The organism is Psychrobacillus sp. FSL K6-2836, assembly GCF_038003085.1.
GTDB lineage: Bacteria > Bacillota > Bacilli > Bacillales_A > Planococcaceae > Psychrobacillus.
In genome coordinates, this window is the sequence record NZ_JBBOOM010000001.1 from 1,001,041 (window position 1) to 1,023,274 (window position 22,234).

Annotated in this window: 23 protein-coding genes; 3 read left to right on the top strand and 20 right to left on the bottom strand. The window is 38.2% G+C overall.

Features of this window, described 5'->3' with window-relative positions:
- Nucleotides 1-7 precede the first annotated feature (7 nt).
- From flaG to MKY37_RS04925, 15 genes are all read right to left on the bottom strand, one after another.
- Nucleotides 8-373 (bottom strand): flagellar protein FlaG, encoded by a 366-nt coding sequence (gene flaG / locus MKY37_RS04855; RefSeq protein WP_340774370.1) that lies wholly within the window; start codon nucleotides 371-373, stop codon nucleotides 8-10.
- A gap of 443 nt (nucleotides 374-816) precedes the next feature.
- Nucleotides 817-1,056: a hypothetical protein gene (locus MKY37_RS04860; protein WP_340774372.1), complete on the bottom strand. Its 240-nt coding sequence runs from the start codon at nucleotides 1,054-1,056 to the stop codon at nucleotides 817-819.
- A gap of 314 nt (nucleotides 1,057-1,370) precedes the next feature.
- Nucleotides 1,371-2,999 carry a flagellin N-terminal helical domain-containing protein gene (locus tag MKY37_RS04865; RefSeq protein ID WP_340774376.1) on the bottom strand — a complete coding sequence of 543 codons (1,629 nt, stop codon included), beginning with the start codon at nucleotides 2,997-2,999 and terminating at the stop codon, nucleotides 1,371-1,373.
- A gap of 187 nt (nucleotides 3,000-3,186) precedes the next feature.
- Nucleotides 3,187-3,399, bottom strand: a complete 213-nt coding sequence (gene csrA, locus MKY37_RS04870; protein ID WP_340774378.1) for a carbon storage regulator CsrA — start codon at nucleotides 3,397-3,399, stop codon at nucleotides 3,187-3,189.
- Nucleotides 3,400-3,403: 4 nt separating this feature from the next.
- A complete protein-coding gene (fliW, locus tag MKY37_RS04875; protein ID WP_340774380.1) occupies nucleotides 3,404-3,841 on the bottom strand; it encodes a flagellar assembly protein FliW in 438 nt (145 codons plus the stop codon).
- Nucleotides 3,842-3,860: 19 nt separating this feature from the next.
- Complete coding sequence (locus MKY37_RS04880; RefSeq protein WP_340774382.1) at nucleotides 3,861-4,415, bottom strand: DUF6470 family protein; 555 nt, start codon at nucleotides 4,413-4,415, stop codon at nucleotides 3,861-3,863.
- Between the two features lie 176 nt (nucleotides 4,416-4,591).
- Entirely contained in the window at nucleotides 4,592-5,461 is an 870-nt protein-coding gene (gene flgL / locus MKY37_RS04885; RefSeq protein WP_340774384.1) for a flagellar hook-associated protein FlgL, read from the bottom strand.
- Between the two features lie 141 nt (nucleotides 5,462-5,602).
- Nucleotides 5,603-7,234, bottom strand: a complete 1,632-nt coding sequence (gene flgK, locus MKY37_RS04890) for a flagellar hook-associated protein FlgK (RefSeq protein ID WP_340774388.1) — start codon at nucleotides 7,232-7,234, stop codon at nucleotides 5,603-5,605.
- A gap of 12 nt (nucleotides 7,235-7,246) precedes the next feature.
- Nucleotides 7,247-7,741: a flagellar protein FlgN gene (locus tag MKY37_RS04895; protein WP_340774391.1), complete on the bottom strand. Its 495-nt coding sequence runs from the start codon at nucleotides 7,739-7,741 to the stop codon at nucleotides 7,247-7,249.
- 123 nt (nucleotides 7,742-7,864) lie between these two features.
- The gene (gene flgM, locus MKY37_RS04900) at nucleotides 7,865-8,128 is read right to left on the bottom strand and encodes a flagellar biosynthesis anti-sigma factor FlgM (RefSeq protein WP_340774393.1); all 264 of its coding nucleotides are present in this window, start codon (nucleotides 8,126-8,128) and stop codon (nucleotides 7,865-7,867) included.
- A gap of 338 nt (nucleotides 8,129-8,466) precedes the next feature.
- Nucleotides 8,467-8,883 (bottom strand): TIGR03826 family flagellar region protein, encoded by a 417-nt coding sequence (locus tag MKY37_RS04905; protein ID WP_340774395.1) that lies wholly within the window; start codon nucleotides 8,881-8,883, stop codon nucleotides 8,467-8,469.
- Between the two features lie 43 nt (nucleotides 8,884-8,926).
- A complete protein-coding gene (locus tag MKY37_RS04910) occupies nucleotides 8,927-9,550 on the bottom strand; it encodes a ComF family protein (RefSeq protein ID WP_340774400.1) in 624 nt (207 codons plus the stop codon).
- Nucleotides 9,547-10,599 (bottom strand): DEAD/DEAH box helicase, encoded by a 1,053-nt coding sequence (locus MKY37_RS04915; RefSeq protein WP_340774401.1) that lies wholly within the window; start codon nucleotides 10,597-10,599, stop codon nucleotides 9,547-9,549. The genes MKY37_RS04910 and MKY37_RS04915 overlap by 4 nt, the downstream gene beginning before the upstream one ends.
- A 422-nt stretch (nucleotides 10,600-11,021) precedes the next feature.
- Nucleotides 11,022-11,873, bottom strand: coding sequence for a DegV family protein (locus tag MKY37_RS04920; RefSeq protein ID WP_340774403.1), 852 nt, complete (start codon nucleotides 11,871-11,873; stop codon nucleotides 11,022-11,024).
- Between the two features lie 108 nt (nucleotides 11,874-11,981).
- Entirely contained in the window at nucleotides 11,982-12,563 is a 582-nt protein-coding gene (locus MKY37_RS04925) for a nuclear transport factor 2 family protein (protein ID WP_340774408.1), read from the bottom strand.
- 132 nt (nucleotides 12,564-12,695) lie between these two features.
- Here MKY37_RS04925 and MKY37_RS04930 point away from each other — a divergent pair, with 132 nt between their 5' ends.
- The gene (locus MKY37_RS04930) at nucleotides 12,696-13,622 is read left to right on the top strand and encodes a nuclease-related domain-containing protein (RefSeq protein WP_340774411.1); all 927 of its coding nucleotides are present in this window, start codon (nucleotides 12,696-12,698) and stop codon (nucleotides 13,620-13,622) included.
- A gap of 731 nt (nucleotides 13,623-14,353) precedes the next feature.
- Here the strand turns inward: MKY37_RS04930 and MKY37_RS04935 are convergent.
- Both MKY37_RS04935 and MKY37_RS04940 read right to left on the bottom strand, forming a co-directional pair.
- Nucleotides 14,354-15,028, bottom strand: coding sequence for a response regulator transcription factor (locus tag MKY37_RS04935; RefSeq protein ID WP_340774412.1), 675 nt, complete (start codon nucleotides 15,026-15,028; stop codon nucleotides 14,354-14,356).
- Between the two features lie 35 nt (nucleotides 15,029-15,063).
- The gene (locus MKY37_RS04940; protein WP_340774414.1) at nucleotides 15,064-16,209 is read right to left on the bottom strand and encodes a sensor histidine kinase; all 1,146 of its coding nucleotides are present in this window, start codon (nucleotides 16,207-16,209) and stop codon (nucleotides 15,064-15,066) included.
- 140 nt (nucleotides 16,210-16,349) lie between these two features.
- On the opposite strand from MKY37_RS04940, the gene MKY37_RS04945 reads away from it, so the two are divergent.
- A complete protein-coding gene (locus MKY37_RS04945; RefSeq protein ID WP_340774417.1) occupies nucleotides 16,350-16,985 on the top strand; it encodes a YigZ family protein in 636 nt (211 codons plus the stop codon).
- 113 nt (nucleotides 16,986-17,098) lie between these two features.
- Complete coding sequence (locus tag MKY37_RS04950) at nucleotides 17,099-18,142, top strand: LCP family protein (protein ID WP_340774418.1); 1,044 nt, start codon at nucleotides 17,099-17,101, stop codon at nucleotides 18,140-18,142.
- A 344-nt stretch (nucleotides 18,143-18,486) separates the two neighbouring features.
- Here MKY37_RS04950 and MKY37_RS04955 read toward each other — a convergent pair whose 3' ends face one another.
- The 3 genes from MKY37_RS04955 to MKY37_RS04965 form a co-directional block, all read right to left on the bottom strand.
- On the bottom strand, nucleotides 18,487-19,536 hold the full coding sequence (locus MKY37_RS04955; protein WP_340774422.1) for a glycosyltransferase family 4 protein: 1,050 nt from the start codon (nucleotides 19,534-19,536) through the stop codon (nucleotides 18,487-18,489).
- Between the two features lie 80 nt (nucleotides 19,537-19,616).
- A complete protein-coding gene (murJ, locus tag MKY37_RS04960) occupies nucleotides 19,617-21,146 on the bottom strand; it encodes a murein biosynthesis integral membrane protein MurJ (protein WP_340774424.1) in 1,530 nt (509 codons plus the stop codon).
- Nucleotides 21,143-22,234, bottom strand: coding sequence for a glycosyltransferase (locus MKY37_RS04965; RefSeq protein ID WP_340774426.1), 1,092 nt, complete (start codon nucleotides 22,232-22,234; stop codon nucleotides 21,143-21,145). The genes murJ and MKY37_RS04965 overlap by 4 nt, the downstream gene beginning before the upstream one ends.

The window sequence follows — 22,234 nt, forward strand, 5'->3', positions numbered from 1 at the left end:
CTGCTTTCTAAATTTTGTGATCGACTAAAACACCAAGGAAGTCACGCATAGCTGCATATATATCCATTAGTTTTTTTGAAGGAATTTCTTTCACCACTTCATCAGTCTTCGAATCTACAATCGTAACATAGTACTCTTTTAGTTCTTCATGATATTGAAATCGCAAGTTTGTATTAGTCGATTCCATAAACCGATTCATACTATCTGTCATTTTCTTTGCTTTTTCAGCAGGTAAATGAGTTTGTTCAACACTTTCCTTTGATAATGGAATATATTCAGATTGAGAAGAAGTGGATACAACTGATTCGACATCAACTGTTTTTACAGCATTGATTGGAACATTTACAACTGAATCAGATATTCGATTGACCATACATGCCTTGCCCCCTTGTTAAAATATATATTACTGTTTATATCGGTTGTAAGTAAATGTTTTTAATAACAATGAAGATATTACTGAAAACTATGTTTAAAAAGTATATTCAGTTAGTCCAAGAATAGCTTGAAAATTTAAAAATATACAAGGTCCTTGCTACAGTTCACATAGAATTAAATATTGAAAATTCAATCGGAAACTAAATTATAACTACTAAAGGATTTTACGACTGAGGCATTTCAAAAGAGAGGGATAGACAATAAAATTACATAGGATGGTTTTAATGTGATTAAATTTGATAAAGCTAAGAATGATCTTAGAAAAACTATTGAAGCAAGAAGCATAAATCGATTGCCAATAATACGTTCTCTTTGGAACAAAGTCTCAAAATCCTCGAGAAATTTTATCCTACCTTAAGAAGATTCTAATCGCATTATTGTTTAATTTAATATAGTGTACAATTGTTTATTAAAGGATCGAACTTCCTTTTTAAGCTCATTTAACTGAAAATTCACCCTAGTAATCTCATTTGGATTCAAATCATAAATGAGAGCATATTCTACTAGATCTGTCATTATATATAGACGGGCTTCTATTTCTTTTAAGATTTGGTCTTGTTCTTTACACCATTGAATTTGTTCATTGAGAAACCTTCTTTGCTCTTCTCTATCTTTATTCATCGAGTTCCTTTCTGGTCAGCTGAGTATACATCCTACTAAAATGACCTCTATTATACTCTTTGACACAGTATTATTATTAAAAGATTGAACCCGAAAGTTGAAGTAAATTTTGAAGCATTTGCGTTGACTCAAAAAGCCTAAATGGATAAAAAACTATAATCATCAAATTATTTAATATCCAACGATATAAAACATTTTCATTGTTTAATTTTATAAAGATTTTAGTACCTGACATATAATAGTGAATAAAAGCCTGAACTAAAAATGAAAAAGGAACCCTAAAAAAGCTAGAGTTCCTTTCAAATATTTTAAAATTAACGAAGAAGTTGTAGAACTCCTTGCGGTTGTTGGTTAGCTTGTGCCAACATTGCTTGTGCTGCTTGAGAAAGAATTGAGTTCTTAGTTTGGTTCATCATTTCTTTCGCCATGTCTACGTCACGGATACGAGATTCCGCAGCAGTTAGGTTTTCAGAAGAAGTGTTTAAATTGTTGATTGTGTGTTCTAAACGGTTTTGAACAGCACCTAGTTTTGAACGTTCTGAAGAAACTGTTTTAATTGCTTTATCTAAGTTTTCAAGTGCATTTGAAGCCCCAGCTTGAGAGGAGACATCAACACTAGAAATACCTAGTGCAGCTGAACGCATATCGTTAACGCCAAATGTAATTGTTTGTCCTTTGTTAGCGCCAATTTGGAAAGTCATTCCACCGTTACTAGAAGCGTCTGTTTGGGCTTGTGACAAACCAAGATTCTCAACAACTGATGCTCCAACTTTATCAGTAAAGGAAATTGGACCGTCCTCACTAACTACTTGCAGTTTTCCGTCATCAGTTACATTAACTTTAACATCATTAATGTAAGCAGCATCACTCGAAGTTGCACCAGATGCACCGTTATATGTTCCAATGGCTGCATTTATTGAATCTTGAAGACTCTTAGCCAAATCTTTCATTGCTACTGTACTATCAACATCAGCACCATGTGCAAGTGTTACTTCTAATTGTCTATCACCTAAATTTACTAATAGAGTACTATCATCAGTAATTGTCGTACCATTATATTTACTTGTACCAGTAGCACCAGTTGCACCAGCAGCACCCATAACTTTATCCATTACCCCAGTTGTACCATCAGTTTTGATAGCAGATGTAGTGCCATCTTTTCCACTTTCAAGTACAAGATTACCACCCGAGATATAACCAGATATATGATCAACATTTGCACCTTGAGCATCAATTGCCTCATTGATTTTAGCAACGATTAAATCTTTTGCTTTATTTTGAGCATCAGTAGAAGCACCTGTCGCAGATCCAGCTTTAATAGCTGTTTTTTCATCTGTTGTTAAATTTTGGAAATTTAATTGAACTTCAGTTCCATCGATTGTAATTTTTTCAGAAACAAAATCACCATCTGCAACAGCAAGACCTGCTAAAGCAGCAGTAGCTGTTAAAGTAGCATTCTCTTGTTTTCCAATTTTGGTACCTGTTGTTGAGTCCTGCCCCACAGAAGCACCAGCAGATGCCTTCAAGTTACCATTCAATAATTTTTGAGTATTAAATTCTGTAGTATTACCAATACGATCGATTTCTTCTTTTAATTGTTTTACTTCGTCTTGAATCGCTTTACGATCATCATTTGTGTTTGTTCCATTTGCTGATTGGTCAGCTAGTTCACGCATACGTTGAAGAATGTCATGAGTCTCATTCAAAGCACCTTCAGCAGTTTGAATTAGAGAAATACCATCTTGTGCATTACTTGATGCTTGATCCAAACCACGGATTTGAGCACGCATTTTTTCAGAAATTGCTAGACCTGCTGCATCGTCTCCAGCACGGTTGATACGAAGACCTGAAGATAGTTTCTCCATTGATTTTGATTGTTGTGTTGAAGCAGTATTCAACTGACGGTGTGTGTTAAGTGCTGCGATATTGTGATTAATTCTCATTATTAGTTCCTCCTTGGAATGTGTTGCTCACGTCCTTGTGAGCAGTGTTTTGTTTTTGTATGAGACAAGAGAACCGAGCCGGCCGGACCCCGTTTTTCTTGCTTACATAGATAGTATCGGAATGTTTTTCCATTGTTTAATAGTTTTATAAATTTTTTTGAATATATTTGTCAACTCATTGATATCGTTACTTTTTGGGTTTAAAAATGTCCATGTTTTTTAGTACTGCTTCTGTATTAGAAGTGGACACGTCTTGTCTTAATTCGCCACGAATTACATCAATACTTCTTGGTGCTCTGATTCCTATTTTTACTTGTTCTCCTTTTACTTCTGAGATTACGATTTCAATGTCTTCTCCTATCCAAATCGTTTCCCCAGCTTTACGGGATAATACTAGCATATGATCACCCCTTTTGACTTTCTGATGATATGAGGTGACGAATATTGTAATCTTCATTGTTTAAAATCACTTGTTTTGCTTTTTTATTGGATGTATTTAGAACAATAGGTGCTTTCAAGTTTATAGTCGATTCGGCAATTGTTTCTTTCAACGATACAATTGCAAAGACAGCGATCTCTTCTTGCTCCATTATTTGAAGAGCATGTACCGTTGCTTCGTCTAATTCAATATTATAGTTTACCGTGATGTTATAAGGATTTGTAACAATGAATGCCAATGCTTCTGTTTGCACAGATTGTAAAACAGTAAACTCCTCATTATCTTCAATGGGAAGTAACACAAATTCTTTTTCAGCTTCGAATCCTGGAATTCCGTGTTCGAATTTAAGAATATCGGCAGTATCAATCTCTAGTTCTCCTGAATATGCTGTTTTGAGATTCATATAATTTACTCCTATCCGTTTATACAAGCCAATCTATTTGAATGGATGAGTGCTGTTGCATTTCCACTGTCACTTTTCCAGGTGTATAGTTGTGAATTGGCTTATTAATTGTTGTATTATTAATCACTTGTTGTGGTTCTACTTTGATATCAACGGTTCCTGGTTGAAAGTCCACTTTTATGCTACCGAAAGAGGGCACAAATTTAATAGCTAAACCAGAGTATGGTTGTCTTCCTGTTTGTTGAGCTTGTGATTTTATCGGATTTCCGCCGCTTTCGATTTTCATCAGTTCGGTGCCTTGCTGCGCACGTCTGGCAATACCTTCTGATACACCTTGACGTCCTTCAGCAGCAAAGTCTTCGATTCTTCTTCTGACGCTTTTTAGATCGACATCAGCACGAGCTTGCTCCGTGTCTATGGAAAGTTGTGGTTTCGTTGTTTTCATCGTTTGTATAGCTTTTGGTTGTTGTAAATCTAGATTCGCACTTGGTTGTTCAATTTGCTGAACTGGTTTTTGTATATTTAAACTGATCTGTGCTTTTGTTGAGTTTACTTGGAGTTTTGGGATATTCATCTATTCTCACCCTTTAAAGAAAGCGTTTGGAGCATATGTCCAAACGCTTTTGTTATTGTCTAGCTTCAGCGCCTAGCTCCTCGAGGTTAAATGGGAATCTTCTACGTCCAACAGCTTGGACTTCGAATCTCCCCATTTACTTGTCGGAGCTGGGATAGACGCTTTCGCATTTCATATTATCGTAAAAAGTCTACTAAGCTTGGTTGAATGATGCGAGCACCTACTGAGAGGGCTGCGCGGTGAATAGATTCTTGAGTAATCATTTCAGTAATTGCTTTTTCCATGTCTACGTCTTCATTTTCAGACATTTGTTTTGTTGCAATTACCTCTTGTGATTGCAAGCGATCATTCATTAGTTCCACACGGTTTTGACGAGCTCCTATGTCCGCACGTGTTGTTAATATTTCATTCATTTGTTCGTCGATTTTTCCGATAGCTTCACTGTAGTCGATATTTCCATCTTTTATATCTTGAAACATTTGATCGATATTTTTAAATACATCGATTGCATTTGTATTCGATTTAAGTGTTATCCCATCAAACACTTCTATTTCCACATCTTTATTAAATCCATCTGTGTTCGTTGTTGGGTATCCACCCGTTTTTTCATCAAATAAGGGTGTAGTCGTTTTAGTTCCACTAAAAATATATTTGTCTCCAACTTTTGTGTTAGCGATGTTTTGAATATGTTGTCTTAGTTGGTCTAACTCGCTCTGAACCTTCTTCCGATCATCGTCTGTTGTTGTATCACTTGCAGCTTTTACCGCTAGTTCATTAGCACGTTGCAATGCTGCACCTACTTTATCAAAAGCATCGTCGGAACTATCTAACCAGTTATTTACTTCTCCAATGTTACGTTGAAATTGCTCTACTTTATCTAATGCTGTTCGGTAGCCAATTCCCTTCATCGCAACAACCGGGTCATCAGAAGGACGAGTCACTTTTTTACCTGTCTCAATTTGATTTTGTAGTTTTCCCATTTTGTTATAGCTATTCGATAGGTTACGAAGCATATTGCTTGATAGCATTGATTGGGTTACACGCATGTTTAGTTCCCCCTATTGTCTAGTCTTGAACGCCTAGCTCCTCGAGGTTAAATGTATAAAATCTGTGATAGCTATTACCTCCATCCTAGATTTTGTACATTTGCTTGTCAGAGCTGAAATAGGCGTCTACGATTTTCCATATTATAGTCCTGCTCGGCCCATGCCATTGATAATTTTATCTAATGTTTCGTCTACTACTGTAATCATACGCGCCGATGCATTGTATGCTTGTTGGAATATGATCATGTTAGTCATTTCTTCATCTAGTGATACTGAGCTTACAGAAGCACGACGTTCAGTTACGGCTTGTTGAAGTGTAGCTGAATTGAATGCCAATCGTGTAGCTTGTTGACCGTCTACACCTAATTGGCCGATTAGCCCTTCGAAATAGGTTTGAGCACTAACATTACCTAATTCACCAAGGCTTGCAAATTTCATGTTTGCAAGAACTAATGCAAACTTTCCGTTACCCGGTTCAATATCTCCAGGCTTAGAATCAGAAGCAACAACTTTCCCCGGATCTTTAACAATGTCTGAAGAAATATAGATATTTTTTGCGGTTATTCCGGCTCCACTATTATCATCTTTGTTAATAAAGAAAGCTTCACCTTGGTTTCCATAAATGTCTGAACCTTGTGGATACTTTGTAGAATCAGCTGGATCGCCCATATGAACTTTATTGAATTCCTCTGCAAATGCTTCTGCCATTTTGTCTAATTTTGCAAGCATATCCGGATATAATCCTTTTACAGGTGCTGTTGGATCGCCAGTGACTTGACCATATGAATTCACAAGTGATTTAAGCTTGCCTAAATCGCTAAAGGAATTGATATTTTGAGTTACTGCTGTTCCAGCATCGGTCCAATTGTTATTAAGAGGAACATCATTTCCGTTAGAGTCTAATCTGACAATATGAAAACCTTCAATTGCGGATTTTGGTGTCACTCCATCTGATTCACTTGCGCCAGAATTACGAAGCTGAGCGAAGTTTTTTCCATCAATCAATTTTAAGGAAGTACCATCTTTTAATTTCAATGATACCGTGACAGAACCTTCCGCAATAGCTAGTGAATTACCGCCTGATTTTACGCTACTAGTTTCGATTGGGAAGTATGTGGACAACTCATCTAGCAGCGTGTCACGAACATCATACAAATCATTTGGCATATAGCCGTTTGGTTCAATTGCCTGTATCTGTTCGTTAATGCTAGCGATTTGTTCTAGAATAGAGTTTACATCTTTTAATGATATTCCAATTTCTTTACCAGCATTTTCTTGGATTTGGGAAATTGATTTGGATAAGTAGTTGAAGGAATCTGCTACTGCTATTCCGCGTTGGACAACTACTGATCGTGCCCCGCCATTCTCTGGGTTGACGCTTAAGTCTTGTAGTGATTTCCAAAACTCATTCATCGATTTGGCTAAACCATAATCTGAAGGTTCGTTTAGCACGTCTTCCATTTGTGTTATAGCTTGGGATCTTGAATCCCAATAACCTAGTTTATTGGATTCTTGACGATATTGAGTGTCAACGAAAGAATCACGAATACGCTGAACAGACTGTGCCTGCACACCCGTACCAAGATGACCTGGGATTTTCGGAGCATTTAGACCTGTTCCAGGATAGCCTAATGTTGCTTCCATGTTAACACGTTGGCGTGAATATCCTAGTGTGTTGGCGTTAGAGATATTGTGCCCTGTTGTATATAGTGCGGATTGTTGCGTGTAAAGTCCTCGTTTACTTGTTTCTAATCCCATAAATGTGGAGCCCATGGGTTCGCCTCCTTATGCTTGTGAGTCGAAGTAGGTTTTGTCTTTTGAGGGACTTTGTACTTCAGATCTCGAGTAGTTTATTTGGTCTGGCTTTGGTCTTAATGCATCTAATGTTAAATTAACAAATTGAAGTGATTGCATAGTCAATTTTTGGTTTAGATTATTTTGGTGTTTTAATGTTTCTAATGTTAGTAATAGATTATTACGCGCTTTTGTAAGTTGAGCTTTTTCTTCGACTGTGTTGGTATTTTCTAAGACAAGTGCAACAGTTGGGTTGTCAGTAGGAGCAATTCCTTTTGCTCGAAGGTAATCCGTTACCTCTAATTGACGCTGTTGTTCTAGCTGTGAAATGCCTGCTACATGTGCCTGCTCGTCCTTGAGCAGTTGGTTTAGACTGTCCATGTCCCCCGTTTTGATAGCTTCCGTTTTTTTATATGCAACCTCTAGCAAGCTTTTGTGAAGCATATCTAGTTTGGTGAGTGATTGCAAAATGTTATTGATGGACATGTTTGTATGCTCCTTTTATCCCGGTTTCACAGGCTGTAATATTTTTATAAACAGCCTGTAAATCCCCGATTGGTTCAACTAACAATCAATGGAATAGTGATTTCCATTGATGGAAGTTTCACTTTATAGCCGGTAATAATTTAGGATGTTCGATGCTAGTTTTTTTGCATCTACTTTGTATGTTCCTGCATCAATATCTGCTTTGATAGCAGCAACTCGTTCTGCTTGTTCCACTTCAATGGATGATTTTGTTTGCATGCTTTTCGCAGCAGACGAAATTTCCAATTGATCTGCGGCTGTTTTAGTTGTGTTTTGTACTTTTTCAGCTTGTTGTTGATTGCGTTTATATGGATTTATCTGGTTTAAACCAACGTTTGTGATTTTCATAAAGTTTCGTCCTCCCCTCTTCTTTTCGAAGTGTCTATGTATTATTTCGGCATGAAATATAAAGTGTTTAGAGTAATTTGAACGATTTGTATGGAATAGGTCTTGGGAATTAAAGGGTCTATTGGAATTGGAGGGTCTTTTGGTGTGGCTTGATGAAGTTAATGGGAGGTTATGTTGTGAATAGCCGAGGTTATGTGGCAATCTTTGGCGTTTATGTGGTGGGTGACTAGGTTTATGTGGTAGTTAGTCATGTTTATGTGGTGAATAGCTGGATTTATGTGGCAGTTAGATTGTTTGGCGGTTTTAGATAAGATAAAAACTCCCACACGAGGCGAGAGTTATCTTTTCTTGCTATCTGAATAGTAAGTACCATTTTCTTGTTCGGCTACCTTGTCGCGGAATTCTTTCGCAGCGTCAAATTGACGAAGTCCAGATTGTAAGTCATCTACGCAAGTTTTACATAGTTTCCCTGATTGTGTGATTTTCCCACAGTTGTCGCACGGGTAGCCTAGGTTTGGGAACATGGCTGGTTGTAGACGATTTTTGCGAACCCATTTATGTAGTAAAGATTCGTCAACTCCAGTTGCTTCTACAATCCTTTCTACAGTTGCTGCGCGATTTTCTCGTTTGCGAAGGAAGCGGTAAACCGTTTCGTATAGTTTTTCTTCGTTCATTGCGCAGTTATTACATACTTCTCTCAAACCCGTATAGTTAAAAAAGTCGCCACATGACGGACAATTTTTTAGTTCACCCATGTTGTTACCTCCAGATAATATTCTCTTACTTTATATCGGCAAGTTAGCCTTTTATTAAAGTAATTGCGTCGACTCTTTTTGCTCCAGCATCTTTTAAAACCTTTGCTGCGTGATGAATGGTAGCCCCTGTGGTGTAGATATCGTCGAATAAAATATAATTTGTTGCTTCGATTGTTTGGATTGCTTCGAACAGATTTGTTGTTTTTAAACGTTCCTTTTTTGTTTTCTTTCCTTGAGCTTCAGCTTTCGTTTTAATGAGAAATTGTTGATAGGAAATTTGTGCTACGTTTAGCAGCTCGTCAACTTGTGAGAATGTGCGAAATACTAATTTTTCTGGATGCATGGGAATCGGGACGACAATACCTTCTTTCGCTTGAAATGCGTGTTGCAGCTTCCCAGCAAATACTTTCGCTAATGCAAAGTCTTGTAGGAATTTGTATTGGTGCAGATATTCTTTCATGGCTTCGTTATAGGTGTATAAACAAAATACTGAGTCGACTGCTCCCTCATAAGGAGTTCCGAGAAAATCAGTAAAATCAATGGTCGACTCCGATATTTCAAATTTACCGAAGCATTTCGTGCAAGTAGAAGAATCTAGCTCGTATAAAAAAAGCTTCGACCAGGTTGGCGTAGATTGGAAAGGAGTACCACATAATAAACAATTCAAGTTCGATTCCACACTTCTATCGCATTCTGCGCTTTATCCATTTCTCTGCTAATCCCATGATGAAAGAACACAATGTCTCCATCTGGATAGTGCGCTGACCGCCCGACTCTTCCACTTATTTGAATGAGAGCACTGGAGTTGAAAATCGGTTGCTCTGCACCGACTACCGCCACATGGACATTTTCAATCGTTACCCCTCGTTCTAAAATGGTCGTTGTTAGTAGACCAGGGATTTTCTTTTCGCGTAATTGCATGACTAGTTCTTTTCTATCTGGGTGCTCGGCATGGACTCTTGGTAACTGCCCTGGGAAGTTTTCAAGCATTTTAATAGTAGGGAGAAAGATGAGAAAAGGTGTCTTTGTTTCTATTTTTTCATTTATCCATTTTTGTAGTTTTAGAGGGATTTTCGCTTTCTTTAATTGCCTAGCGTATCCCCATAGACTCTCGAATCGTGGAACTGGTAGATCTTGGCCATGATATCTTCTTGTGAGAATAGACTTGTTGGCTGTTTTTAGTGATTTTGTTGGAGTGGCTGTTACATAATGAATGGCGGCATTTTGTTTGGCGGCTTTGGTGACTGCTTTTTGGAGAGTTTCGTCCGCATAATAGGGAAAGGCATCTGCTTCATCGACAAATACGACTTCGAAGGCTTGTTCAAATCGGTAAAGCTGATGGGTTGTGGCGAGTACTAATTCGGCAAATCCTTGTTGGTCAGGTGCGCCTCCGTAAAGTGCATGAATAGTTGTGTTTGGGAAGACTTTTTGAAAGCGAGGGAATAGCTCTAAAATAACATCTGTTCTTGGGGCGGCAACGCAAACTCTTTTACCTGCCTGTAAGCTTGCAAATATGGCTGGAAATAAGAGCTCTGTTTTCCCTGCTCCACATACTGCATGGACAAGATGGGATTGGTTCTGTTCGACACTAGAAAGTAGATCTTCACTTGCCTTTTGTTGAAGTGAGGTAAGTTCCCCGCTCCATTCGAACACATGAACGTTCGTGCCGCGTGCATGCTGCTTGTCCCAAAGGAGTAATTCTGAACAACTGCTCACCCGACCCATTCGTATACAATGGCGGCAATAGGTACAGGTTTTGTTGCAGCGTGCGCAGTTGAATGATTGAAAAAAGGATTGGTTCGTGTTGTGACATCGGTTGCAGACGTTCTTCTTTGATTGCCAAAAAAGGACGGATTGTGCAATTGTGGCGATGCCGGGTTTTAGGTGGATGTGTCCTGAGTCGATGTGGGCGTCGATGACTTCGCGTGGGAATGAGGTGTGTTCACGAAGCCAAATTCGGCCAGTGAGAAATTGCTGCAGTTGTTCGTTCATAGGCATTCTCCTTACTCGTTATTATTGCCCATAAAAGCCCGAATGGTTCAGGCCAACAGGACGTTGGTCATTCAGGCATTGCCGCACGATGCGGCGTTATTCGCCTGAGTTCAATTTTTCAATAAGTAGGGGATGAAGCCCCCCACTTATTGAAGGTCCACTTTATACCATCCGAGACCCATTGACCCTTCTCCAAGATGCGTGCCGATGACGGGACCGAAGTAGCTGATCGTGAAATCTACGTTTGGCATTGTTGCTTGGAGTTCGTTTTTCCATGCGATTGCTTCGTTTTCGTTGTTTGCATGGATAATAGTAGCTTTTACGCTGTTGAATTGGTCAGCATCTTCCTGTAGCATGTCCGAAATACGTTTCATCGCTTTTTTGCGCGTACGGACTTTTTCGAATGGAACGATGACTTTGTTTTCGAAGTGAAGAATTGGTTTTACTTGGAGTACTGAGCCAATTACGCGCTCGAATCCATTTAGTCGCCCACCGCGATGGAGATGGTCTAGATTGTCGACCATGAAGTATGCTCGCATTGTTTGTTTCATCTTGTTCAGTTGTTGAATGATAGCGTCTGGGGTAGCACCCGCCTCGGCCATTTCAGCGGCTTTTAGTACGTAGAATCCTTGGACCATGCAGGATAGCTCTGTGTCGAAAGTGCGTACATCGATGCCGTCAACCATTTCTCCTGCTTGATCTGCTCCAGCAAGTGTTCCACTGATCCCACTTGATAGGTGGATAGAGATAACTGCATCGTATTCTTTCGCTAGTTGTTCATATGTTTCGATAAACTTTCCAAGAGCAGGCTGGGATGTCTTTGGGAGAGCACCGGCATTTCGGATTTTATCGTAAAATTCTGTAGTGTTGATATCTAGTTCTTCTTGGTAGGTGTTATTTCCGATAACAACGCTTAGCGGCACCATATGAATATTTAGTTGGTCACGAATTTCTTTCGGGATATATGCGGTGCTGTCGGTAACGATTGCTGTCTTCATTTTATAAATCACACTCCTATTTGTAAGTTTACTGAAACTTTGGCAGAAATGAAAGCATAAAAAAGCCCCAAACATGATATTTGTCATATATGTCTGGGGGAAGAGTTTTTATTCAGTTGTTTCGCCGATATAGTAGACACTGGAGACTAGCCATTTACCGTCTTCTTTGACGAATACAGTTACTTGGCGACCGTTTTGGTCTAGCTTAGCACCTGTGTCGGTTTGCTCTAGTGAAGTATGGATATTGGAGAATACTTGAGCTTGTGTTTTGCCGTATTTGATGATGGTGATGTTGTCCGCCGTACGGATCGTGTCAAAGTCGTTGAAGGTCTCCTCGACTTTTACTTTTTCAGCGTCATAGTTGAAGCCTTCTGGATTTTTGGAGATTGTATTCATGTAGCGCTTCGTATCTTCGTCGTTGAATGATTCCATGTATTCCGTGAAGGAGTCGATTATTGCCGTTTTTTCTTCTTCTGGTACATTCGTCGCTTCTTCAATATTACCACCTGATATTTCGAAGCCTACACTGGTTTCACTTTTGTTTTCCGCACCGTGATCCGTTGTTGCTTGTGTGTTCGTTGGAGCAATGTCGGCTGCGGAATTAGTGTTTTGGTTTGTTTCTTCGTCGCTATTGCAAGCTGCCAGCGTTAGTGCGAAGGCCGCGAGTGTAATCGTATGGATTATTTTCATGTATATGTCTCCTCCTGCTGAAGGTTATTTTGTCATATTTAGGACGAAAACTCAATTATTAAGTTCCCATTATTAATAGGTAGAATATTCCGGCATCGGAATGTAAAATATAGGTAGAAAGGAGCTGAAGTGTTGAGTGGACATTTTGCTTTGTTGAATAGGCTGCGTGATGGATCTGGTATGGTTGATTTTATTCGTGATGAGATTCGAAAACAGGAGGCTGGAGTGCGTGGTGAGGACCGGCTTGTTGATAGACTAAAGGAGTTGCGTTTGCACGGTGAGTTTCGCATTTTTTCGGATGTCTGTTTAGAGATGGATGATTGGAAGGTGCAAATCGACTGTCTTGTAGTGACCGACCGATGTTGTATCGTCCTCGAGTCGAAAAACATAAGTGGACGCTTATATTTTAATGAAGAGCTAGATGAATTTTATAAGGAAGAAAATGGAGTAGAGACCCCCTTTTCTAATCCATATTTTCAATTGATGCGGCATATTCGCTTCATGAAAGAATTTCTACGCAAGACCCTTCCACAAATCAAAGTGACTGGTGCTGTCATTATGACGGCTAAGTCCTACCGCATTATGCAAAAGCCTACCCATTATCCCATTTATAAGTTAGAGAGCATGATTGAGAGAGTAACACAGATGTACAATAGTTTTGGTAATACTAGTTTTTCTAATAGAGAGCTGGAAGTTATTGAGAAACTCTTGCAGGAGTACAAGTCTCCTTTTGTGTATTCTCCACTTTGCGAACATTACCGAATTCCTCCGAGTGAAATACGTTTGGGTGTGGAGTGTCCGAGTTGCGGAGTATTGGGGATGCGTCGTGTACATACAACGTGGCGTTGTATAGTTTGTAAGAAAAGTGACCGTTATGCACATATATCAGCTGTAAGAGATTACTTTTCTATAATTGATAAAAAAATTACCAATAAAGAGTTTCGTAGGTTTTGCATGATAGATTCGAAATATGCTGCCTCACGTATGTTGAATAGTATGGATTTGATAGCCTACGGTTCTGGTCCTAGTCGCTACTTTGTGGAGAATAGGAAGAAGTGATGAATTGGTGAGTGACGTTCTTGGGATACACAACGTTCGGGGGAGTTGCGCAACTTTGAGGGGGGTTCTCGCAACATTTGGGAACTTTTACGCAACATTCGCTGCGGTATGCGCAATGTTTCTCGGATGCGCAACGTTCGGGAGGGTTTGCACAACTTTGAGGGAGTTTTTCGCAACATTTGGGAACTTTTGCGCAACATTCAATGCGGTATGCGCAATGTTTCTCGAATGCGCAACGTTCGGGGGAGTTTGCGCAACTTTGAGGGAGTTTCTCGCAACATTTTGGAACTTTTGCGCAACATTCAATGCGGTATGCGCAATGTTTCTCGGATGCGCAACGTTCGGGGGAGTTTGCGCAACTTTGGGGTAATTTCTCGCAACATTTGGGAACTTTTGCGCAACATTCAATGCGGTATGCGCAATGTTTCTCGAATGCGAAACGTTCAGGGGAGTTGCCTAACTTTGAGGGAGTTTCTCGCAACATTTGGGAACTTTTGCGCAACATTCACTGCGGTATGCGCAACGTTTCTCGGATACGCAACGTTCGGGAGGGTTTGCGCAACTTTGGGCGGGTTTCTCGTAACATTTGGGAACTTTTGCGCAACATTCACTGCGGTATGCGCAATGTTTCTCGGATACGCAACGTACGGGGGAAGATGCGCAACTTTATTAAGTATTTCTACAGAACAAAAAACCCTTTCTTGCACATGCAAGAAAGGGTTTTAATGTAATTATCGAACTTCAACCCAGCCGTTTTTGATGCCGGTTACTACGGCTTGGGTGCGGTCGTTTACGTTCATTTTTTGAAGGATGCTGGATACGTGATTTTTTACGGTTTTTTCGGAGATGAATAGTGTTTCTCCGATAGTGCGATTGCTTTGGCCATCTGTTAGTAATTGTAGTACTTCGCATTCACGTTTTGTTAGTAAATGGAATGGACGACGAATTTCTGTTTGATGGAAGTTTCCTTTGTTTTCGCGCTCGCTTAAGCGACGGAATTCAGCTACTAGGTTACGTGTTACTTTTGGATGCAGGTATGATCCGCCTTTTGCTACTACTTTGATAGCTGAGACAATGGCATTGGCATCCATTTCTTTTAGCATGTATCCAAGTGCACCTGTTTTTAGTGCGTGTGATACGTATGACTCATCGTCATGGATAGATAGGATGATTACTTTTGCTTCAGGGAATTTTTCTAGCAATTCTCCTGTTGCTTCTACACCATTTTTTGTAGGCATATTAATATCCATTAACACTACGTCTGGTAGATGCTTTTCATAAAGGCTTAGTACGTCATTGCCGTCGTCACCTTCTGCTATTACTTCGAAAGAGTCTTCAAAATCTAGAATACGTTTTACACCTTCGCGAAATAGTTGGTGATCATCTATGATTATTATTTTTGTCATGTTCATTTCCTCCTATAATTAAAAAGCCGTATTTACTATTCCTCATTTAATGGGATACTAAACAAAATAGTAGTACCTTTGCCAGGGGATGAAATAATTTTCATCGTTCCCTCTAATAAATCTACTCTTTCTTTCATACCGATTAACCCAAAGGATTTTTCTTTTGCAACCTCTGGATCAAAACCAGCTCCATTATCTTTGACGATAATATTTATCTTTTGTTTCACCCATTCTACTTTCACCCATGCTTCTGTAAATTTTCCATGTTTCGTTCCATTTGTTAAACACTCTTGGACTATACGGAAAATGGCTACTTCAAAATTGGTTTCTAGCCTTTTCTCTTCTCCAAAAGTTTGGAAATTAATCTTACCTGTTGGATTGTATTCTTCGATTGTCGTTATATATTTTCGAAGCGTTGGTATTAACCCTAAATCGTCTAATGCCATTGGTCGAAGGTCGTAAATAATACGACGTACTTCTGATAAGGCATTACGAACCATTTTTTTAAGGTCAATAATTTCTTTCATCGCTTCTTCTCCACCACGCTGCTGATATGTAAGATTGATTAAATCTGTTCTTAGTAGTACATTTGCTAGCATTTGCGCGGGGCCATCATGAATTTCCCTTGAAAGTCTTTTGCGTTCTTCCTCTTGTGCTTCAATAATTTTCAAAGTGAAATCTTGTTTAATTTTTGCATTTTCAAGTGCTGCTCCTACATTTTTCAAATCGGATGTTAAGTAATTCATGACGATATTCACCTGGTTGACCAAATGATCGGCACGTTCAATCATTTCCAACAAGCCCTGTAATCTGCGTTCTAAATCGTCTCTTCGATGTCTTAGCTGTCGTTCCTCACTGCGTTTGATTAGAAGATTTATTTGAATTTCATTTGCAGTTTCGTAGGCCTGGCGAACTTGTGGTTCATCGTATGAGTCAAAATTTTTGGAGACTTCCGCTAACCGATTTCTGGCAAGCTTCGATTTCGATTCAAGCATATCTCCTTCTATTATAACCGTCTCGATATCTCCACGAATAATTTCTAACTCCACTTTCATTTCTTCAAAGCTTTGTCGACTTTGTTCGCTTATAATGAATATATCCTTTTTCGAATGATCCATCACTTCGACCATCCGATCGAAAATAACATCTAACGATTGTTTTTCAAAATTCTTATTCGTCATCTGTTTTTTCTCCTTTATGCGTCCAAATGAGTCCTCATTCAATAATGATGACAAATCCTATTATAGCACTAAGTGACTAAAAATAAATTAAAATTACTTTACAACTATGTTTCAATAGAATCAGGAGGGGAAATATATCCATGAGAAAAGATTACCATACTGTACAAGGCTTTGGAGAGAGTGAAATCATCATTCAGAAATCACGTTTCATAACTTACGTGAATCGAGCCGAAACCGAAGAACAAGCACAAGATTTTATCAATAATATCAAAGAAAAGCATAAAAGTGCTAATCATAACTGCTCCGCATACATTATTGGGGAGCATAACAACATACAAAAGGCAAATGATGACGGTGAACCAAGTGGAACTGCGGGAGTACCAATGCTTGAGGTGCTCAAAAAACAAGGACTTCAGGATACAGTGGTTGTCGTCACTCGTTATTTCGGTGGTATTAAACTCGGCGGTGGTGGACTTATCCGTGCTTACGGGAAAGCTACTACGGAAGGAATAGATGCGGCAAAAGTAGTGGAACGTAAGCTACATCATCTCCTGAAGGTTTCTATCGACTATACGTGGTTAGGAAAAGTAGAAAATGAAGTACGTAACTCTATATATCCCTTAAAAGAGATAAACTATGCAGATCTTGTCGAAGTGCTAGTGTATACGAAAACAATTGAAGAGGCAGACTTCATTAACTGGATGGCTGAGATCACTAATGGGCAAGCGAAAATCGAGCTTGTTGAAAAAGAGTTTCTTGAATTTATGGTGAATTAAATTTACCTATTATCAAATCCATAGTATAATAAAGGACATGACAAATTTAATGAAACTATTTTGTCGATTCTTCGTCTTATTAGCGTTATCTAGAATAAAGGGAGATTATAAAAATGAATAGAAGATCATATAAAAAGGAGAAAAAGAAAAGTAGTAAAAAGCGCAAAATATTAACTGTTTCGTTGATAATAGTTGCGTCATTACTTATCTCTTTAACTACCTATGCAGCATACTTAACCAAAAAGGCTGAGACAGCTGCGGACAATGCTTTCGAAGTTGTAGATCGTGTAAAACCTCCATTGCGTGAAGAGAAAGTCGAACCTGTAAATGATAATATTTCTGTACTCTTTGTAGGAATTGACGATAGTGAACAGCGTGGGCAAGGTGACACAAACAGTCGTTCAGATGCATTGATGCTTGCGACATTAAACAATACATCCAAAACTGTAAAATTAGTAAGTATCCCACGTGACTCATATGTTTATATTGATGAGGTTGGGTATAAAGATAAAATCACCCATGCTCATGCATATGGTGGAACTAGAGCTTCCATTGAAACAGTAGAAGATTTACTTGAAGTGCCAGTAGATTATTATGTGAAGATGAATTTTGATGCATTTATAGATGTAATAGATGCGTTAGGTGGAATCGAAGCTGAAGTTCCATATAAGTTATTAGAAAAAGATGAGAACGATCAACGAACTGTACAGTTACAGCCAGGGCTACAAGAACTTAACGGTCGAGAAGCATTAGCTTTAGCAAGAACTCGAAAACTTGATAATGATATCGAACGTGGTAAACGTCAACAAATGATACTTTCTTCGATTATCAAAAAAGCGAGTTCAGCTTCTTCCTTCACTAAATACGGTGATGTGATTGAAGCTGTAGGAGATAATATGAAGACAGATTTAACTTTCGATGAAATGAAATCCTTCTTTGAATATATAAAAGGAGGTATTCCACAAATCGATACCTTAACACTGGACGGTTATGATGATATGTCTACCGGGACTTATTATTGGAAGCTAAAAGAAGAAAGCTTAGATGAAACGAGAGATATTCTAAAAAGCCACCTAGGACTTCAACCAGAAACAAGCAATATTTCAGACAACGCCTCGGATACAAATAGTAATTACGCAGCTGATGATCGTAATTAACTTCAAAGGAGCTAGGAAGAATTTTCTTCCTAGCTCCTTTTATTATATTGTGGGGGTAAAGTGAAACTCCACTGATTGAAAAGATGAACACAGATAAATAACGCCGCATCCTGGTTCAATACCTGAGTGACCATCATCCTGTTGGCCCGTGGCTCGCAAGAAGCGAGTCACATAGACGAAGCCACACAATGTGGTGCTTTTCGTCTATGTTCTATAACGGGCGTTTACGGGCAGTTGACTCCCACTTCTTATGCTTTGTTGCTTTGACCAATTTTTGAAGATTAATACGGGGTAAAATCAAAAATAGCCTTTCATTCTATATACTAGAATGAAAGGCTATTTTTTCATGATTTACCTATTGTTTTCACTAAATTAATGAGTGGTCTATAATTCTTCCCTGCTAAACCAATTGCTTCTACAAACAATTCTATTGCTACAAGCATGATGACTAGTAGTAGGATTGCCCCCCACATCGTTGCTTGTGAGAATATCAACGCTGCGATTCCAAACATCGCTGCTATCGAATAAATAATTAGCACTGTTTGACGATGCGTAAATCCTGCATTCAATAAACAATGATGTAAATGAGATTTATCTGGAGCCATTAATGGCTGTTTTGAACGATATCTTCGAACAATCGCAAAGAATGTATCTGAAATAGGCACACCAAGCATGATAATAGGAATGATCAAGGCAAACATTGTTATCCCTTTAAATCCAAGTAATGCAAGCACTGATATCATGTATCCAAGGAATAATGCGCCCGTGTCTCCCATGAATATCTTCGCTGGGTAAAAGTTAAATACTAAGAAACCTAACGTGCTAGCAGCTAATATAGCCGCCATTGCTGCAACGAATGGAGTTCCCATTATAATAGCCATTCCTGATAATGTTAAAAGAGCTATCGTAGAAACACCTGCTGCTAAACCATCTAACCCATCGATTAAATTTATTGCATTTGTAATAGCAATAATCCACAAAATAGTAAGTGGGATTGCAAAATAACCAAATTGTAATTGATAGTCTATAAATGGTATGTTTATAAACTCAATTTGAAGGCCACCATAAATGGCAACACTTGAGGCTGCTAGAAGCTGCCCAAGTAATTTTGCTTTTGCAGTAATCTCAAACATATCATCTAAAGCACCTGTAATGATAATGATTAACGCTCCAAGTAACATTGCTTTGTCATGTTGACCATCTGGTCTATATACGACAAAAGCGACGACAAAGGATAAAAAGATAGCTAACCCACCAAGTCTTGGCATAATTTTAGCATGGACTTTTCTATAATTTGGTTTATCTACTGCGCCAACTCGAAACGCTAATTTTTTTACAAGTGGTGTAAATAGTACGGATGCGACAAACGCCAACACAAGTGTAAAGGCAAGCATGTCTCTCCTCCTCATCTAAATCTGTAATAGTTATATTCAAATCAAATCCAATACATTATATCATGGATATTAACTTCGTATCATTTATTTTTTCTATTTATTAAACGTTTTATACTGCTATTTAGTTTCATCCAAATTATATTTGCTTCATTAACTTTAAGCAATAGGAAGAAACACACATAACTGACTCCAAATATACTCAATCCTGCCAAAAATGTTAACCACTTAGAAGATAATAGAATAAATTCACTTGATAAATATGTTACTACTCCCATTAAGAAGATAGCTATGAATATCTTTCCTATACCACTATTCCATTTATTAAAAAATGATAATTCATATTTTCTTTTAGCATATACAGATAACATCATGAAATTAATAACGGAGGAAATAAATGTACCCCATGCAATTGCCATTGCCCCAATAGAATCGATAAATAAATAAATCACACTAATGTTAATGACAAAAACATTTATAATACTAAAAACAACTGGTCCAACTGAGTTCCCTTTTGCATAATAGAATCTCGTTACATACGTATTTGCCGCTAAGAAAAACATCGTTAATAAAAATATTTCTAAAATCGGCGTTGTAATACTAGTAGATGCTTCACCGAACTTTCCGTATTCAAAGATGACCTGAATCAGGTTTTCAGCATAGAAAAATGAAAAGATCGTCACAGGGATTAAAAGCATAACTAAATATCTAAGCCCATTTGTATATATGCTTTTTATAGCATTATCATCTTTTTCCGCAACTTTTTTACTAAGCATTGGATATATGACTGTAGTGACTGCTGTCATTAATATAGCTTGTGGAAATTGAGTAAGCTTCGTCGCATAATTTACTGCCGAAACAAACCCGTCCGAGAGTGTTGCTGAAAATATACGTTGTATGAGTGCATAAAATTGAATGGTTGCCCCGCCAAGCATAATTGGAAGTGCAAGCTGCCAAAGTTGTTTTGTCGTCCAGGTTTGTTGAAATGATATGCCGATTGGGAACTTCTCTAGCTTTTTATACCCTTTTATAAGGAATCCAACCATCATAATTGCACTAACTAAAGCACCAATTCCATATGCGATTGGTCCAATCCAGTAAGAACAGACAACTGAAATGATTAAAAATGCTGCATTATATAGAAGAATAGAGAAACTAGATAAATGAAACTTACCGTTTACATTTAACATTCCACTAAACCAAGTAGATAAGACTAAGAAAATAGTCGATGGCATCATCCAATAAAACAAGCTCTTGGCAAGTCTATGTTCCTCATCAGACATTTCTCCGAATAAATTCAATAAAGGTTCCGTTGCTATTAACATGAGTATTGTGATAAACAGGATTGTCATAACAACTGTAGTAAATGCTTGCTTTACAAATAGTCCTTGATTTGTTTTGTTTTGATTGTAAATGGATATAAACGCAGTTGTAAAGGCACCACCAATAACTAAATAGAGGAAATTCGGTATTGTATATGCAGTGAAAATACTATCTGCTATATAGCTTGTACCGTACTGATACCCGATAATCATTTCTCTTAGGAAGCCAAACAATCTAGCAATTATATTAATAACAGCTACTGCTCCTACAATTTTTAAAAATGTATTCACTGTTTAATACCATTTTGTACAGCAGACTCATAGATTAAAATAAGATTTTTAATAATATTTTTTTCATCATGCGTATATAATACCTTCCTGGTTGCATCATGATTATAATAGTTTTCAGCTTCCAGCGATCTTAACATTTCCTCTTTCAAGGAACTTACATTTTGCGATTCCACTAAATGACCTGCATCATTTGACAGTAAGGAAGACAGTCCGCCTACATCCGAAGCGATCACTGGTGTACCACAAGCAATAGCCTCTAATGCTACTAAACCAAAGCCTTCGATATGCGATGGAAGGACAAACACATCACTTGCTTGAAACCATGTTACAAGGTCTTGTTGTTTAACAGGATCAATTAATAGCACATCATCATTTAACAGCGGTGCAATTTTTTCCATAAAGGACTCATCTCGACGAGAGCCAATTATCGCTAGCTTTACTCGCTTATTTGTACTCAATTTAACCTGTTCAAAAGCCTGAAGTAATTCTTCCACGCCTTTTTGTTTAATAACATTTCCTACAAAAGAAAATATGAAATCATCTGGTGATAAATTTAAAAGCTTTCTAGCGTCCTCTTTATCGCCTTCTTTGAATACTTCTCGGTTAACACCCATGCTCATAATAGTAATTTTTTCTTTAGGCACGTGAAAGTCTGCTTCTATTTGTTTTGCAAGTATCGGTCCAACTGCAATGACATGCGAGCTTTCTTTCAAAATCCGAGTCGTCCATTTTCGGATATTAGCGTTTTTCTTTGCCATTTTTTCAATATCGCCGCCGTGGGCAGTTACAATATAAGGAATTTTAAAGATTTTTTTTAATAATAAGGAGAAGACTCCAGACGGAAATACATAATGTGCATGTGTAATAGAAATACCTCTTTGGAATAATCCTTTTTTCATTACCTTCATGGCCCATAAAATGTACTTCTTCAGTGCGTTTTTCATCCCCGTTGATGGGTTCGTATTTACCCCAATTTCGACGTTCATACCAGCTTTTCTTAAAGCTTCGACCTGGTTTTTCACGAAGATTCCATAAGATAGATGATTGGAGGTAGGATACATATTACTAATGACAAAAATTTTCTTCAT